The sequence below is a fragment of the Pseudogulbenkiania subflava DSM 22618 genome, from assembly GCF_900177275.1.
Lineage (GTDB): Bacteria > Pseudomonadota > Gammaproteobacteria > Burkholderiales > Chromobacteriaceae > Pseudogulbenkiania > Pseudogulbenkiania subflava.
Genome location: NZ_FXAG01000032.1, coordinates 1 through 13,921 on the forward strand (window position 1 = coordinate 1; position 13,921 = coordinate 13,921).

Below are 13,921 nucleotides of genomic sequence, written 5' to 3' on the forward strand. Positions count from 1 at the left end.
TCGGCCACCGGGCGCAGGCCGATCTTGAGCTTGAAGAGGCGGTGGCGGCGCTGCTCGAGCATGCTCTCGGCTTCGGCGATGTCCTTGGCGGTGTCGCCGCTGGCCAGGGTCCAGGCCACCGGCAGCGCGTCGCGCAGGCGGCCGCCCAACAGTTCGGACAGCGGGATGCCGAGGCGGCGGGCCTGGGCGTCCAGCAGCGAGGTTTCCAGCGCGCACTTGGCGAAGCGGTTGCCCTGGATGACCTTGCGCACCCGCGCCATCGCCGCGGCGACGTGGCGCGCCTCCTGACCGATCAGCAACGGGGCGATGTGCGTGTCGATGTTGACCTTGACGCTCTCGGGACTCTCGTCGCCGTAGTTCAGGCCGCCGATGGTGGTCGCCTCGCCCCAGCCCTCGATCCCGTCTTCGCACAGCACGCGCACCAGCACCAGGGTCTGGGTGTTCATGGTGGCCACCGACAACTTGTGCGGGCGGATGGTGGGGACATCGACCAGGATGGTCTCGATGGATCTGATCATGTCTTTAAAGTATCAATCGCTAAAATTACCAACTGAAACAGCAGCTTATTAGGTTATTTTTTCACCATCCAATACTGTTTTAGCATCAGATCGATACCCTTCAGGTATCCATTTGGTGAGCACCCCATCTGCCCTGCACTCCCGCCCGCCCCACCTCGTCGCGGAGCCCGGCGAGGGACGTTGCGACGTGCGGTCTGGCTAGAGACGATTGAATACCCGTTGGCGCCGGGGAGCTATCCGGCTACTGGTCAATGGCTATCCGCTTTTTTTGCGGCGGATGGCGAGGAGGAGAAGGACAAAGGACGCGCCCATGCGGCGCGGGCCGTAACGGGGCCGCCTCCCGGATGGCATGGACACGCGCCGGAAGCGCTCAAGGAGGAGAGAGAAAGTACAGTCCCAAAAAAACGGATAGCGAACGCCAAGTAGCCGGATAGCTCCGGCCCCCGATCAGGTATTCAATCGCCGTGGTCTTAGCGTGATTAAAAGACCATCACAAGGCAGGAGGAGAACGGATCATGAGCACGGCAAGAACCCCATCGCAATGGCAAGAATTCATCGGCGGCTGTCTGGACTTCCGTCCCGCGGAAGGCGTGTACCGGATGGCGCGCGAGATGTTTACCGAACCGGAACTGTTCGAACTGGAGATGGAATTCATCTTCGAGAAGAACTGGATCTACGCTTGCCATGAAAGCGAGATACCCAACCCGCACGACTTCATCACCCTGCGCGCCGGCCGCATGCCGATGATCATCACGCGCGACGGCAACGGCGGACTGAACGCCATGATCAACGCCTGTCAGCACCGCGGCGCCACGCTGACGCGCATGAGCAAGGGCAATCAATCCACCTTCACCTGCCCGTTCCACGCCTGGTGCTACAAGAACGACGGCCGCCTGCTGAAGGTAAAGGCGCCGGGCGAATACTGCGAAGACTTCGACAAATCCGCACGCGGCCTGAAGAAGGCGCGCATCGCCAGCTACAAGGGTTTCGTCTTCATCAGCCTGGCCGCGAACGGCAGCGACACGCTGGAAGACTACCTGGGCGATGCACGCGTCTTCTTCGACATGATGGTGGCGCAGTCCCCCACCGGCGAACTGGAAGTGCTGCCGGGCAAATCCACCTACACCTTCGACGGCAACTGGAAGCTGCAGAACGAGAACGGCCTGGACGGTTACCACGTCAGCACCGTGCACTACAACTACGTGGCCACGGTCCAGCACCGCCAGGAAGCCAACTCGAAAAAGGGCAAGGCCGGCAGCGGCACGCTCGACTACAGCAAGCTCGGCGCCGGCGATGCCGAGACCGACGACGGCTGGTTCTCGTTCAGGAACGGCCACAGCGTGCTGTTCAGCGACATGCCCAACCCGGCGGTGCGCCCCGGCTACGCCAGCGTGATGCCGCGCCTGGTGCAGGAGCACGGCCAGGCCAAGGCGGAATGGATGATGCACCGCCTGCGCAACCTCAACATCTACCCCAGCCTGTTCTTCATGGACCAGATCAGCTCGCAGCTGCGCATCGTGCGCCCGGTGGCCTGGAACAAGACCGAGATCATCAGCCAGTGCCTCGCCGTGAAGGGCGAATCGGAGCAGGACCGCGAAAACCGCATCCGCCAGTTCGAGGACTTCTTCAACGTCTCCGGCATGGGCACGCCGGACGACCTGGTGGAATTCCGCGAGCAGCAGCGCGGCTTCCAGGCTCGCCTGGAGCGCTGGAACGACATCTCGCGCGGCCACCACAAGTGGGTGCAAGGTGCCACCCCGAACAGCAGTCTGCTCGGCATCCAGCCGGTACTGACCGGCACCGAACTGACCCACGAGGGCCTGTACGTCAACCAGCACGGCGCCTGGCGCGCGTTCCTGCTCAAGGGCCTGCAGCAGAAGAGCAACGACAGCAAGGAGATTTGAGCCATGAGCCAACGACAACATGCGATCGAACAGTTTCTCTACCGCAAGGCCGAGTTGTGCGACGCGCAGGACTGGGACGCCTACCTCGATCTGTTCGACGAGGACAGCGAATTCCACGTGCCGCAGTGGGATTCCGAACACGAGTACACCACCGACCCCAAGCGCGGCATGTCGCTGATCTATTACCGCAACCGCTCCGGGCTGGAAGACCGCGTGTTCCGCCTGCGCACCGGCAAGTCGGCCGCGTCCACGCCGCTGCCGCGCACCCTGCACCAAATCAGCAACGTGCGCATCGACGAGCGCCCGGACGGCCAGCTCGAGGTGAAGGCCAACTGGACCACCTTCTACAGCCGCCACGGCGTCGCCGAGCACTTCTTCGGTCGCGTCAGCTACCGGCTGCGCTCCGAGGGCGAGAGCTGGAAGATCGTGCGGAAACACGTGTTGCTGCTCAACGACACCATCAATGCGGTGCTGGACTTCTACCACCTGTAAGCGGGAGGACTACCCCATGAGCCACAAAGTCGCCTTCAGTTTTGCCGACGGCAAAACGCTGTTCTTCGACATCCGGCCCAACGAAGTCCTGCTCGACGCCGCGCTGCGCAACGGGGTGAACATCCCGCTCGACTGCCGCGAGGGCGTGTGCGGCACCTGCCAGGGCCGCTGCGAATCGGGCCGCTACAGCCAGGACTACGTCGACGAGGAGACCCTGTCGGCGACGGATCTCGCCGCCCGCAAGGTGCTGACCTGCCAGACGCGGGTGCAGTCGGACGCCTCGTTCTACTTCGATTTCGACTCCAGCCTGTGCCACGCCGGCGGCACCAGCCTGCTTTCGGCCAACGTGAGCGGAGTGCAGCAGGTGTCCGAGACCACCGCCATCCTGCACCTGGACGCCAGCGCCTGCCCGAAGCAATTGGACTTCCTGCCCGGCCAGTACGCGCGGCTGCAGGTGCCGGGCAGCGGCGCCTGGCGCTCGTACTCGTTCGCCAACCGCCCCAACCCGCGCAACCAGCTGCAATTCCTGATCCGCCTGCTGCCGGACGGGGCGATGAGCAACTACCTGCGCGAGCGCTGTCAGCCAGGCCAGACCATCGAGTTCGAAGCCCCGCTGGGCGCGTTCTACCTGCGCCAGGTCGAGCGGCCACTGGTGATGGTGGCCGGCGGCACCGGGCTGTCGGCCTTCCTCGGCATGCTCGACCAGTTGGCCGAACAGGGTGGCTGTGGCCAGCCGGTGCGCTTGTACTACGGCGTGAGCAACGCGCGCGACCTGTGCGAGCTGGAACGGCTGGCGGGCTACGCCGAGCGCATCGCCGATTTCTCGTACCAGATCGTGGTGATGAACCCGTCGCCGGAGTGGGCGGGCAAGACCGGACTGATCCCCGAGCATCTCGACCGCCGCTTCCTCGAGGCGAACCCGTTCGACATGTACCTGTGCGGCCCGCCGCCAATGGTCGAGGCGATCAGGCAGTGGCTGGACGCGCAAGGCCTGGAAGACACCCGCCTCTACTACGAGAAGTTCGGCGACAGCAACACCAGCCGCTGACCCTCGGACCGTGCCCGCTCCGGCGGGTACGGCCAAGTCTATGAAATTGCTTCCAAATTCCCTATGCTAGGCGTAGGCGGAGGGCAGCCATGAGCGAACAGAAGCAAACGCAAGCCGAGTGCGATTGTCTTGGCATACACGCGCTGCGTAACGACCTGGACGGCGCGCGCGACTGGATGGCCGGCATCTGCGGACCGCACGGGCTGGAAGTGAGCTGCCCGCAGCGACTGCAGTTTCACCACGCCGGCAACGTGCTGCGCTCGATGGCCACGTCGCTCGGTTATGTCGAGTATGGCACCGACGTCACCGTGGTCGTGCGCGAGGATACCCCGCTCAACTGCTACAGCGTCAGCCTGCCGCTGGTGGGCGAGCAGGAGCTGTCGGCGGAAGGCCGCCTGCTGCTGTCCGACAGCAACAAGGGCTTGATCTTGCAGCCGCATGAAAACCAGGCACTCACCATCGCCGGCAACTGCCGCAAGATTCTGGTGGCCATCCCGCGCCCGGCCCTGCGCAAGGTGCTGGAAAACCTGCTGCAACGCCCTCTCGATACCCCGCTGACCTTCCAGGCAGGCATGGATGCCAATAGCGGCGATCAGGCCGCCTGGTGGCGCATGGTCAAATACCTGCTGAGCGAGATGGAGCGCACCGGCAAGCTGTTCAGCCACCTCTACATGGCGAACGATCTGGAGCACGTCCTGATCAAGGGGCTGCTGCTGTCGCAGCCGCACAACTACTCGGACGAACTGGCCAGCATGCTGGCGCCGTCCTGTCCGCACTATCTGACGCGCGCCCGGCAATACATCCACGAAAACGCGCACGAGGACTTGAACCTGGAGGACATCGAGCACGTGGCCGGCGTCTCGCGCTTCAAGCTGTTCGAGGGCTTCAAGCGCCATTTCGGCCTGGCGCCAATCGCCTATCTCAAGCAATTCCGGCTCGAGGCGGTGCGGCGCGACATCCTGGCGGACCGTTCCGGCCGCAATATCTCCAGCATCGCCATGAGCTGGGGCTTCACCCATCTGGGACGCTTCTCCAGCGACTACAAGAAACTGTTCGACGAAACACCGTCGCAGACCCTGAGCCGCATCGCCCGGCGCTAGCCCCCACTGCCCCGCGGCCGGGCGCCACCCCGACTCAAGGCGGCGGCGCGATCACGCCGCCGCCATCGCGCAGCCAGCGCTCGAACGCCTCGGCCGGCAGCGGCGGGCTGAACAGGTAGCCCTGGCCGCTGTCGCACCCCAGCTGGCGCAGGAACGCCAGCTGCTGCGGCGTTTCCACCCCTTCGGCCAACGCCTCCAGCTTGAGGTTGCGCACCATGGCGATGATGGTAGTGACGATCTCGGCATCGCTGCTGTCGCGCGGCAGATCGCGCACGAAGCTGCGATCGATCTTCAGCTTGTCGAGCGGGAAACGCTTGAGGTAGGCCAGCGAGGAGTAGCCGGTGCCGAAGTCGTCGATGGCCAGGCTCACCCCGAGCCGCTTGAGTGCATGCAGCGTCTTCACCGCCTGCTCGGCCTGCTCCATCAGCGCCCCCTCGGTCAACTCCAGTTCCAGCTGTGCCGGCGGCAGGCCGCTGCTCTGCAACGCCTTGCGCACCTGGCCCACCAGATCGTGCCGCAGGAACTGCCGCGGCGAGAGGTTGACCGCCAGCAGCAACGGCAGCCCGGCGTCGAGCCAGGCCTTGCCCTGGCGGCATGCCTCGTGCAACACCCAGTCGCCGAGCGGGACGATCAACCCGGTCTCCTCGGCCAGGGGAATGAAACGCGACGGTGGCACCAGCGCCTCCCCCGGCGGCTGCCAGCGCACCAGCACCTCGGCCCCCAGCACCCGGCCACTCGCCAGCTCGACCAGGGGCTGGTAGTGCAGCACGAACTCCTTGTGCCGCAGCGCCCGGCGCAGGCTGGTTTCCATGCTCAGCCGCTCGTTGGCGGCGCGCGTGAGCGACTCGGTGTAGAAGCGGAACGCGTTGCTGCCCTGGGCTTTGGCCAGGTACATCGCGGCATCGGCGTTGCGGATCAGCTCGCTGGCGCTGCGCCCGTCGCCGGGGTGAAGGCTGATGCCGATGCTGGCGCCGACATAGGCCTCGCCCCCGCCGGAAAAGCTGAAAGGCTGATCGACCACCTTGAGCAAGGCGTGCGCAATGGTGGCGACCTGCTGCACCGGCGCCTCCTCGATCACCACCAGGAACTCGTCGCCCCCCAGGCGCGCCAGCAAATCCTCCTGGCGCAGCCGCTGACGCAGGCGCTGCGCGATGGCCACCAGCAGCTCATCGCCCGCCTGATGCCCGAGGCTGTCGTTGACGGTCTTGAAGCGGTCGAGATCGATGAACATCACCGCGAGCGGGAAGGCATGACGCCGGGCCCGCTCCAGGGCGTGCTCCAGCCGGGCCAGCGCCAGGTGGCGATTGGGCAGCCCGGTGAGGAGATCGTAATGCGCCAGTCGCTCCAACTGCTCCTGGCTGTCCTTGAGCTGGCTGATGTCGTTGAACACGAAGACGTACTGGCGCGGCCGGCCCTGCTCGTCGCGCACGCAGCTGATCGACAGCCACAGCGGAAACGGCGTGCCGTCCTGCTTGCGATGCCAGAGCTCGCCCTCCCAGCGCCCGCTCGCGAGCAACTGCCGCCAGACACGGCGGTAGAACGCGGCATCCTGGTGCGCCGTGCGCCACAAGGGCGGCGTCCGTCCCAGCAGGGCCTCCACCGGATAGTGGGTGATCTCGCCGAAGGCGGCGTTCACCGCCAGGATGCGGCGGCGGTGGTCGGTAATGATCACGCCCTCGAGCATGCTGTCGAACACCGTCAGCGCAAGCTGCTGGGCCTCTTCCGATTGCTTGCGCGCCGAGATGTCCTCCACCACCAAGATGAAATATTCCGGCCGCCCGCCTTCACCGCGCATCAACGCCGCGGTGAGATTGGCCCAGACCAGTTGGCCGCCCCGCTGCCGATAGCGTTTCTCGATGGAAAAACTGGGAATCTCGCCGCCGAGCAGGCGTCGCGTCATCGCCAGATCGATGTCCCGGTCGGCGGGATGGGTGATGTCCTGAAAGGTCAGCCGCAGCAGCTCTTCGCGCGAGTAGCCGAGGATGTCGCACAAGCGCTGGTTGACGCGGATGCAGTGGCCATCGAGCCCGAGGTGGGCGATCCCCACCGCCGCCTGCTCGAAGGTGCCGCGAAACAGCTGCTCGCGCTCGCGCAAGGCATCATCCTGCGTCTTCTGGGCGCTGATGTCCTGCAGCGCGCCCAGCACCAGACCGGGCGCCTCCTCGTCGAGGTGCACCTGGTAGTGCAGCCGCAGCCACACCGGCGCTGCGACGGTGCCGGCACGGCAGAATTCGACGCTGCCGCTGCCTTCGGCCAACATGGCGTCGAGTACCGCCGCCACCCGCAAGCGATCGCTCGCCGCCACCCGCTGCAGCAGGGTGTCGCGTGCCGTGCGCATCTCGCTGGCGGGCAGCCCCAGCAACTGCTGGGCGGCGCCGCTCCAGAGGAACTCGCGGCGCGCGCTGTCATATTCCCAGCTACCCAGCTGCGCGCTCAGCTGCGCCTCCTGGAACAGCGCCTGGTTGCGCCGAAGCTGGGCCAGCAGCTGCGCCTGCGACTTCAGGGCACGCCGCACTAGGTAGTAGAGCAGCAGCGAGATGCCGGCGACGAAGCCCATCCCCTTGTAGGTCTGCAGCATCGTCAGGGTCTGTGTGCTGACCGGCAGCGAGGCCAGGAAACGGTCGCTGAGCACGATCCACAGTACGCCCGCCAAGGCGAACGTACCGGACAGGCGCAGCGCTTGGCGCTGGTGAGTCATGGGGCTCCAGGTCGGGGAACGATAGGGGGAACGTGCCGGCAACACCCCGGCGCGTCATGTAATTGGCATTATAATGGGCGACGCCCGCCCGTGCGGCCCTCTTGTCGTTGCAGTGCGAGCCGCAACCATCCTGACCGACAGGAAAAATCCCGCTTTGCCGCGGGCCGGCGCCTACCTTCGGAGAGTCTATGGTAGACTCGCGCAACATGTTCATTTGCCTATGAAAACACGACTCCTCGCCCTCCTCGTCACCCTGCTGTGCGCTCAGAGCGCCCTGGCCGGCCGCGTGCTGCCCGCCACCCTGCAGATCGGAGAAATCAACGCCGCCGACAGCGCACAGATCAGCTTCGCGGCCGAGCGCTCCTGGCTGCAGGCTCTCACCGGACTCTTCATCCCGTCCGGCACCGCCTATCCGCTGGCGCCCGGCGTGCGCATCCTCGACGAGAACAACCGCTTCCTGCTGACCGGCCAGCTGCCGGGACTGGTGGGCCGGCGCGTGGGGGTGACGGTCGATATGTCAGGCGCCATCAACCGGATCTGGGTACTGACGGACGACGATCTGCGCACCCTGGCCCGGCCATAACCCTAGCTGGAATCGCTGTTGCCATGAAGAAGGTATATATCAAGACCTTCGGCTGCCAGATGAACGAGTACGACTCCGACAAGATGGTCGACGTGCTCGGTGACGCCGAAGGCATGGTCAAGACGGACAACCCCGAAGAGGCCGACGTCATCCTGTTCAACACCTGTAGCGTGCGCGAAAAGGCGCAGGAGAAGGTGTTCTCCGACCTCGGCCGCATCCGTCCGCTGAAGGACGCCAGACCCGACCTGATCATCGGCGTCGGCGGCTGCGTGGCGTCGCAGGAAGGCGACACCATCGTCAAGCGCGCGCCCTACGTGGACGTGGTGTTCGGCCCGCAGACCCTGCACCGCCTGCCCGAGCTGATCCGCGCCAAGCAGGACAGCGGCGCGGCCCAGGTCGACATCTCCTTCCCCGAGATCGAGAAGTTCGACCACATCCCGCCCGCCAAGGTCGACGGCGGCGCCGCCTTCGTCTCGATCATGGAAGGCTGCTCCAAGTACTGCTCGTTCTGCGTGGTGCCCTACACCCGCGGCGAGGAAGTGAGCCGCCCGTTCGACGACGTGCTGGTCGAAATTGCCGGCCTCGCCGCCCAGGGCGTCAAGGAAATCACCCTGCTGGGGCAGAACGTCAACGCCTACCGCGGCCTGATGGCCGACGGCGAGATCGCCGACTTCGCGCTGCTGCTGGAATACGTGCACGAAGTGCCGGGCGTGGAGCGCATCCGCTTCACCACCAGCCACCCGCGCGAATTCAGCCAGCGCATCATCGACTGCTACGCCAAGCTGCCCAAGCTCGTGTCGCACCTGCACCTGCCGGTGCAGAGCGGTTGCGACCGCGTGCTGATGGCGATGAAACGCGGCTACACCGCGCTGGAATACAAGTCGATCATCCGCAAGCTGCGTGCCATCCGCCCCGACCTGTGCCTGTCGTCCGACTTCATCGTCGGCTTCCCGGGCGAAACCGAGGAAGACTTCAACGCCACGCTCAAGCTGGTCAAGGACCTGGAGTTCGACTTCAGCTTCGTGTTCATCTACAGCCCGCGCCCCGGCACCCCGGCCTCGAACCTGCCGGACGACACGCCGCACGAAGAGAAGGTCCGTCGCCTCGAAGCCTTGAACGAAGTGATCGAGGCCAAGGGCTTCGCCATCAACCAGAGCATGGTCGGCACGGTGCAGCGCGTGCTGGTCGAAGCGGTATCGAAGAAGGACCCGAACATGCTGGCGGCCCGCACCATGAACAACCGCGTGGTCAACTTCATCGGCAACCCGCGCCTGTTGAACCAGATGATCGAGGTGCGCATCACCGAGGCGCGCCCGCACTCGCTGGCGGGCGAAATCGTGACCACCGAAACCGTCTGAAGGAGTTCCGCCCGGCCCATGCCGGGCGTATCCTTAAATAAATCCTACCGTTCACGCTTCGGCCAACCATGTTCATCGTCTCCCTCAGCTACACCGCCCCGCTCGCCGCCATCGATGCCCTGATCGATGCCCACGTCGCCTGGCTGCAACGCGGCTACGCCGACGGCGCCTTCCTGGCCTCGGGGCGCAAGGTGCCGCGCAGCGGCGGCGTGATCCTGGCGCGCGGCGAACGGGCCGCGCTGGAACAAAGGTTGGCCGAAGACCCGTTCGCACAGGCCGGCCTGGCCCAGTACGACATCACCGAATTCATTCCGACCCTGACCGCGGCAGACCTCGACGCCTTGCGCGAGCCCCTGCCCGTCTGAACGCCGCGGAGCCGATCCCCCTTGCAAACCGAACAGCTAAGCTTCAACCCCATCGACAACGAACGGCTGGCCCGCCTGTGCGGCCCACTCGACGAAAACCTCAAGCAGATCGAAACCGGGCTGGACGTGGTGATCCAGCGCCGCGGCGAAGGCTTCCGCATCCGCGGCCCGCGCGCCGCGGACGCCGCCACCGCGCTGACGCGCTTCTATCTGCAGGCCGAAAAACAGGAGCTGTCGATCGACGACATCCAGCTCGGCCTGGTCGAAGTGCGGCAACACGACGCCACGCCGGAAGAAGAAGCGCCGGTGCTGGCGACGCGCCGTGGCGACCTGCGCGGCCGCACCCCACGCCAGAACAGCTACATCAAGGCCATCCAGCAGCACGACATCACCTTCGGCATCGGCCCGGCCGGCACCGGCAAGACCTACCTCGCCGTCGCCTGCGCGGTGGACGCCATGGAACGTGACGCCATCAAGCGCATCGTGCTGGTACGCCCGGCGGTCGAGGCCGGCGAGAAGCTCGGCTTTTTGCCCGGGGACCTGGCGCAGAAGGTCGACCCCTACCTGCGCCCGCTGTACGACGCACTCTACGACCTGATGGGCTTCGACAAGGTGACCCGGCTGTTCGAGAAGAACCTGATCGAAATCGCCCCGCTCGCCTACATGCGCGGGCGCACCCTCAACAGCGCCTTCATCATCCTCGACGAGGCGCAGAACACCACCCCCGAGCAAATGAAGATGTTCCTGACGCGCATCGGCTTCGGCTCCAAGGCGGTGATCACCGGCGACATCACCCAGATCGACCTGGCGCGCCACCAGAAAAGCGGCCTGGTCGAGGTCGAGCGCATCCTGGGCCACGTGCGCGGCATCCACTTCCATCACTTCCAGAGCGACGACGTGGTGCGCCACCCGCTGGTGCAGAAAATCGTCGACGCCTACGACGCCCATCAACTGAAAGAACTCACGCAAAGCAAGTCCGATGAAAAGAGCTAAGCGCACCCCGCTGCGACAAAGGTTGGCCGAACGCCTGGAACTGACGCTGGATATCCGCAGCGACGCCGCCAACCTACCCAGCACCGCCGACCTACAGCGCTGGGCCCGCGCCGCCTTGCAGGCCGACGTGCAGAAAGCCCAGATCAGCCTGCTGCTGGTCGAAAGCGAAGAAGGCCGCGCCCTCAACCGCGACTACCGCGGCAAGGACTACGCCACCAACGTGCTGAGCTTCGCCCTCAACGAAGGCGAAACCCTCCCCGGCATGCCCTTGTTCGGCGACCTGGTGCTGTGCGTACCGGTGGTGGAACGCGAAGCCTCCGAGCAGGACACCCCGCTCGCGGCCCACTACGCCCACCTTACCGTGCACGGCATGCTGCACCTGCAGGGCTACGACCATGAAGACGACGACGAGGCCGAGGTCATGGAGGCGCTTGAAACCGCCATTCTCGCCAAGCTAGGCTATCCGGACCCCTACGCGGCGGAGAAAACCTGACACCATGGACGATTCCAGCAAGAGCAGACCCGGTTGGCTGGAGCGCCTGTCGACGCTGCTGCTGCGCGAGCCGGAAGACCGCAAGGAACTGGTCGACCTGCTGCACTCGGCTTTCGAGCGCAACCTGCTCGACGCCGAAGCGCTCGGCATGATCGAGGGCGTGCTCTCGGTCAGCGAACTGACCGTGCGCGACGTCATGGTGTCGCGCAGCCTGATGGACGTGGTCCGGCACGATGAAACCGTGGAGAAACTGCTGCCCTTCGTCATCGAGACCGGGCACTCGCGTTTCCCGGTGATCGGTGACGACAAGGACGATGTGCAGGGCATCCTGCTCGCCAAGGACCTGCTGCGCTACTTCCACCAGCCCGCCACCTTCAAGCTGGCCGACATCCTGCGCCAGGCGGTGTTCGTCCCGGAATCCAAACCGCTCAACCTGCTGCTGCGCGACTTCCGCACCATGCGCAACCACATGGCCATCGTGGTCGATGAATACGGCGGCGTCGCCGGCCTCGTCACCATCGAAGACGTCATCGAGCAGATCGTCGGCGACATCGAGGACGAATACGACAACGACGACAGCGCCGACAACATCATCCCGGTGCGCGGCCAGCGCTACCGCGTCAAGGCGCTGACCGAGATCGCCGACTTCAACCACTACTTCGATACCGGCTTTGCCGACAACGACGTCGATACCATCGGCGGCCTGGTGATCTCCTTGTTCGGCCACCTGCCCAAGCGCGGCGAAACGGTGCAAAGCGACGACCTGCGCTTCACCGTGATCCGCACCGACGGCCGCCGTCTGCACACCCTGCTGGTCGAACGCCTGCAATCCCAGGACCAGCCGCTCACACCCTGACCCATGCGCACCTTCCTGTTCCTGCTCGTGGCCGCGCTCGCCGGCGCCGTCACGCTGTTCGCCTTCGCCCCCTACCGCCTGTTCTGGTTGATGCCGCTCGCCCTCGCGGCGCTCGCCGAACTGGCCCAGCGCCGCCCCCAGCGCGCCTTCTGGCTCGGCTACAGCTGGGGCATCGCCGCCTACACCGCCAACTTCCACTGGATCTACTACAGCCTGCACGACATCGCCGGCATGCCGTTCTGGCTCGCCGCGCCGATGACGGCGCTGCTGCCGGCCTACCTCGCGCTCTACCCCGGCCTCGCGCTGTGGCTCGCCTGCCGCATCGAGCGCCGCCCCGCCATGCGCTGGCTGGTGCTGTTCCCGGCCCTGTGGACCCTGACCGAATGGCTGCGCGGCTGGATGCTCACCGGCTTCCCCTGGGGCACCGCCGGCTACTCCCAGATCACCGAGAGCCCGCTGGCGGGCTACGCCGCCGTATCCGGTGTCTACGGCGTCACCCTGCTGGTGGCGTTCAGCGCCGGCGCCTTGATCGTGCTGCCCCGCCTCGCCAACCGCTGGCGCCTGGCGCTGCTGCTGACCGTCGCCGCGTTCTGGGCCGGCGGTCAGCAGCTCAAGGCGATCGAGTGGACCCGGCCCGTGGGCAAGCCGCTGCGCGTGGCGCTGGCCCAGGGCAACATCCCGCAGAGCCTGAAGTGGGATCCGGCGATCTACGAATACACCCTCACCAGCTACTATCGCCAGGTCGCCAACTCCCGCGCCGACCTGATGATCCTGCCGGAAACCGCCCTGCCCGTCTTCCTCGACGAACTGCCCCCCGGCTTCCTCGGTCTGCTCGCGGCCACCGCCGAGCGCAACCAGATGGCCCTGGCCTTCGGCGTGCCGCGCCGCACCGACGACGGCCGTGGCTACCTCAACGCCGTCATCGCCGCGACCACGCCGGGGCTGCCGTACTACGCCAAGAACCACCTGGTGCCGTTCGGCGAGTTCATCCCGCTGCCGGGCGTCACTAGCTGGATTTACCGTTTCATGAACATGCCGCTCTCCGGCTTCAGCCGCGGCGGCACCGACCAGCCGCCAATCGCCATGGCCGGCCAGCAGGTGGCGTTCAACGTCTGCTACGAAGACAGCTTCGGCGAGGAGCTGATCGGCCCGGCCGCCAAGGCCACCCTGCTCGCCAACGTCAGCAACCTGGCCTGGTTCGGCCAGAGCGACGCCGCCAGCCAGCATCTTCAGCTATCGCAGACGCGGGCGCTGGAAACCGGGCGGCCGATGCTGCGCGCCACCAACACCGGCATGACCGCGATCATCCACGCCGATGGCGAAATCGGCTCGATTGCCGCCCCCTTCACGCGCCAGGTGCTGTCCGGCATGGTACAGGGACGCAGTGGACTGACCCCCTACATGCAGTACGGCAACCGCCCGGTTCTGCTGCTGGCTGCCCTGCTGCTGACGCTGGCCATCCTGATCGGGCGTCGCCAGCGCGGATAGCCGGCATGAAAAAGGCCCGGCATTG

Annotated in this window: 12 protein-coding genes and 1 pseudogene; 11 read left to right on the forward strand and 2 right to left on the reverse strand. The window is 65.8% G+C overall.

The window, feature by feature from the left end; translation table 11 throughout:
- Positions 1-518: pseudogene (locus B9N72_RS19480) on the reverse strand (muconate cycloisomerase); the annotation flags it as partial.
- A 515-nt stretch (positions 519-1,033) separates the two neighbouring features.
- On the opposite strand from B9N72_RS19480, the gene antA reads away from it, so the two are divergent.
- The 4 genes from antA to B9N72_RS19500 all read left to right on the forward strand — a co-directional run bounded on the left by antA (position 1,034) and on the right by B9N72_RS19500 (position 5,062).
- Positions 1,034-2,422, forward strand: a complete 1,389-nt coding sequence (antA, locus tag B9N72_RS19485) for an anthranilate 1,2-dioxygenase large subunit (RefSeq protein ID WP_085277858.1) — start codon at positions 1,034-1,036, stop codon at positions 2,420-2,422.
- A gap of 3 nt (positions 2,423-2,425) precedes the next feature.
- Positions 2,426-2,914, forward strand: a complete 489-nt coding sequence (antB, locus tag B9N72_RS19490; RefSeq protein WP_085277859.1) for an anthranilate 1,2-dioxygenase small subunit — start codon at positions 2,426-2,428, stop codon at positions 2,912-2,914.
- 16 nt (positions 2,915-2,930) lie between these two features.
- On the forward strand, positions 2,931-3,962 hold the full coding sequence (gene antC, locus B9N72_RS19495) for an anthranilate 1,2-dioxygenase electron transfer component AntC (RefSeq protein ID WP_085277860.1): 1,032 nt from the start codon (positions 2,931-2,933) through the stop codon (positions 3,960-3,962).
- Between the two features lie 89 nt (positions 3,963-4,051).
- Entirely contained in the window at positions 4,052-5,062 is a 1,011-nt protein-coding gene (locus tag B9N72_RS19500; RefSeq protein WP_085277861.1) for an AraC family transcriptional regulator, read from the forward strand.
- 34 nt (positions 5,063-5,096) lie between these two features.
- On the opposite strand, the gene B9N72_RS19505 is transcribed toward B9N72_RS19500, so the two are convergent.
- Complete coding sequence (locus B9N72_RS19505) at positions 5,097-7,760, reverse strand: sensor domain-containing protein (protein ID WP_085277862.1); 2,664 nt, start codon at positions 7,758-7,760, stop codon at positions 5,097-5,099.
- 220 nt (positions 7,761-7,980) lie between these two features.
- Between B9N72_RS19505 and B9N72_RS19510 the strand changes: the two genes are divergently transcribed.
- The 7 genes from B9N72_RS19510 (at position 7,981) to lnt (ending at position 13,896) form a co-directional block, all read left to right on the forward strand.
- The gene (locus B9N72_RS19510) at positions 7,981-8,343 is read left to right on the forward strand and encodes a hypothetical protein (RefSeq protein ID WP_085277863.1); all 363 of its coding nucleotides are present in this window, start codon (positions 7,981-7,983) and stop codon (positions 8,341-8,343) included.
- A 23-nt stretch (positions 8,344-8,366) separates the two neighbouring features.
- The gene (miaB, locus tag B9N72_RS19515) at positions 8,367-9,701 is read left to right on the forward strand and encodes a tRNA (N6-isopentenyl adenosine(37)-C2)-methylthiotransferase MiaB (RefSeq protein ID WP_085277864.1); all 1,335 of its coding nucleotides are present in this window, start codon (positions 8,367-8,369) and stop codon (positions 9,699-9,701) included.
- Positions 9,702-9,769: 68 nt separating this feature from the next.
- A complete protein-coding gene (locus tag B9N72_RS19520) occupies positions 9,770-10,066 on the forward strand; it encodes a YciI family protein (protein ID WP_085277865.1) in 297 nt (98 codons plus the stop codon).
- Between the two features lie 21 nt (positions 10,067-10,087).
- Complete coding sequence (locus B9N72_RS19525) at positions 10,088-11,059, forward strand: PhoH family protein (protein WP_085277866.1); 972 nt, start codon at positions 10,088-10,090, stop codon at positions 11,057-11,059.
- Positions 11,046-11,552, forward strand: a complete 507-nt coding sequence (ybeY, locus tag B9N72_RS19530; protein ID WP_085277867.1) for an rRNA maturation RNase YbeY — start codon at positions 11,046-11,048, stop codon at positions 11,550-11,552. The genes B9N72_RS19525 and ybeY overlap by 14 nt, the downstream gene beginning before the upstream one ends.
- Before the next feature lie 4 nt (positions 11,553-11,556).
- Positions 11,557-12,408, forward strand: a complete 852-nt coding sequence (locus B9N72_RS19535; RefSeq protein WP_085277868.1) for an HlyC/CorC family transporter — start codon at positions 11,557-11,559, stop codon at positions 12,406-12,408.
- Between the two features lie 3 nt (positions 12,409-12,411).
- The gene (gene lnt, locus B9N72_RS19540; protein WP_085277869.1) at positions 12,412-13,896 is read left to right on the forward strand and encodes an apolipoprotein N-acyltransferase; all 1,485 of its coding nucleotides are present in this window, start codon (positions 12,412-12,414) and stop codon (positions 13,894-13,896) included.
- Positions 13,897-13,921 lie beyond the last annotated feature (25 nt).

What these genes read in the sequence shown, in the direction of transcription:
- B9N72_RS19500 (WP_085277861.1), top strand. Translation starts at nt 4,052, where the DNA reads ATGAGCGAACAGAAGCAAACGCAAGCCGAGTGCGATTGTCTTGGCATA.
- B9N72_RS19535 (WP_085277868.1), top strand. Translation starts at nt 11,557, where the DNA reads ATGGACGATTCCAGCAAGAGCAGACCCGGTTGGCTGGAGCGCCTGTCG.
- B9N72_RS19505 (WP_085277862.1), bottom strand. Translation starts at nt 7,760, where the DNA reads ATGACTCACCAGCGCCAAGCGCTGCGCCTGTCCGGTACGTTCGCCTTG.
- B9N72_RS19510 (WP_085277863.1), top strand. Translation starts at nt 7,981, where the DNA reads ATGAAAACACGACTCCTCGCCCTCCTCGTCACCCTGCTGTGCGCTCAG.
- lnt (WP_085277869.1), top strand. Translation starts at nt 12,412, where the DNA reads ATGCGCACCTTCCTGTTCCTGCTCGTGGCCGCGCTCGCCGGCGCCGTC.
- antB (WP_085277859.1), top strand. Translation starts at nt 2,426, where the DNA reads ATGAGCCAACGACAACATGCGATCGAACAGTTTCTCTACCGCAAGGCC.
- B9N72_RS19520 (WP_085277865.1), top strand. Translation starts at nt 9,770, where the DNA reads ATGTTCATCGTCTCCCTCAGCTACACCGCCCCGCTCGCCGCCATCGAT.
- antA (WP_085277858.1), top strand. Translation starts at nt 1,034, where the DNA reads ATGAGCACGGCAAGAACCCCATCGCAATGGCAAGAATTCATCGGCGGC.
- antC (WP_085277860.1), top strand. Translation starts at nt 2,931, where the DNA reads ATGAGCCACAAAGTCGCCTTCAGTTTTGCCGACGGCAAAACGCTGTTC.
- miaB (WP_085277864.1), top strand. Translation starts at nt 8,367, where the DNA reads ATGAAGAAGGTATATATCAAGACCTTCGGCTGCCAGATGAACGAGTAC.
- ybeY (WP_085277867.1), top strand. Translation starts at nt 11,046, where the DNA reads ATGAAAAGAGCTAAGCGCACCCCGCTGCGACAAAGGTTGGCCGAACGC.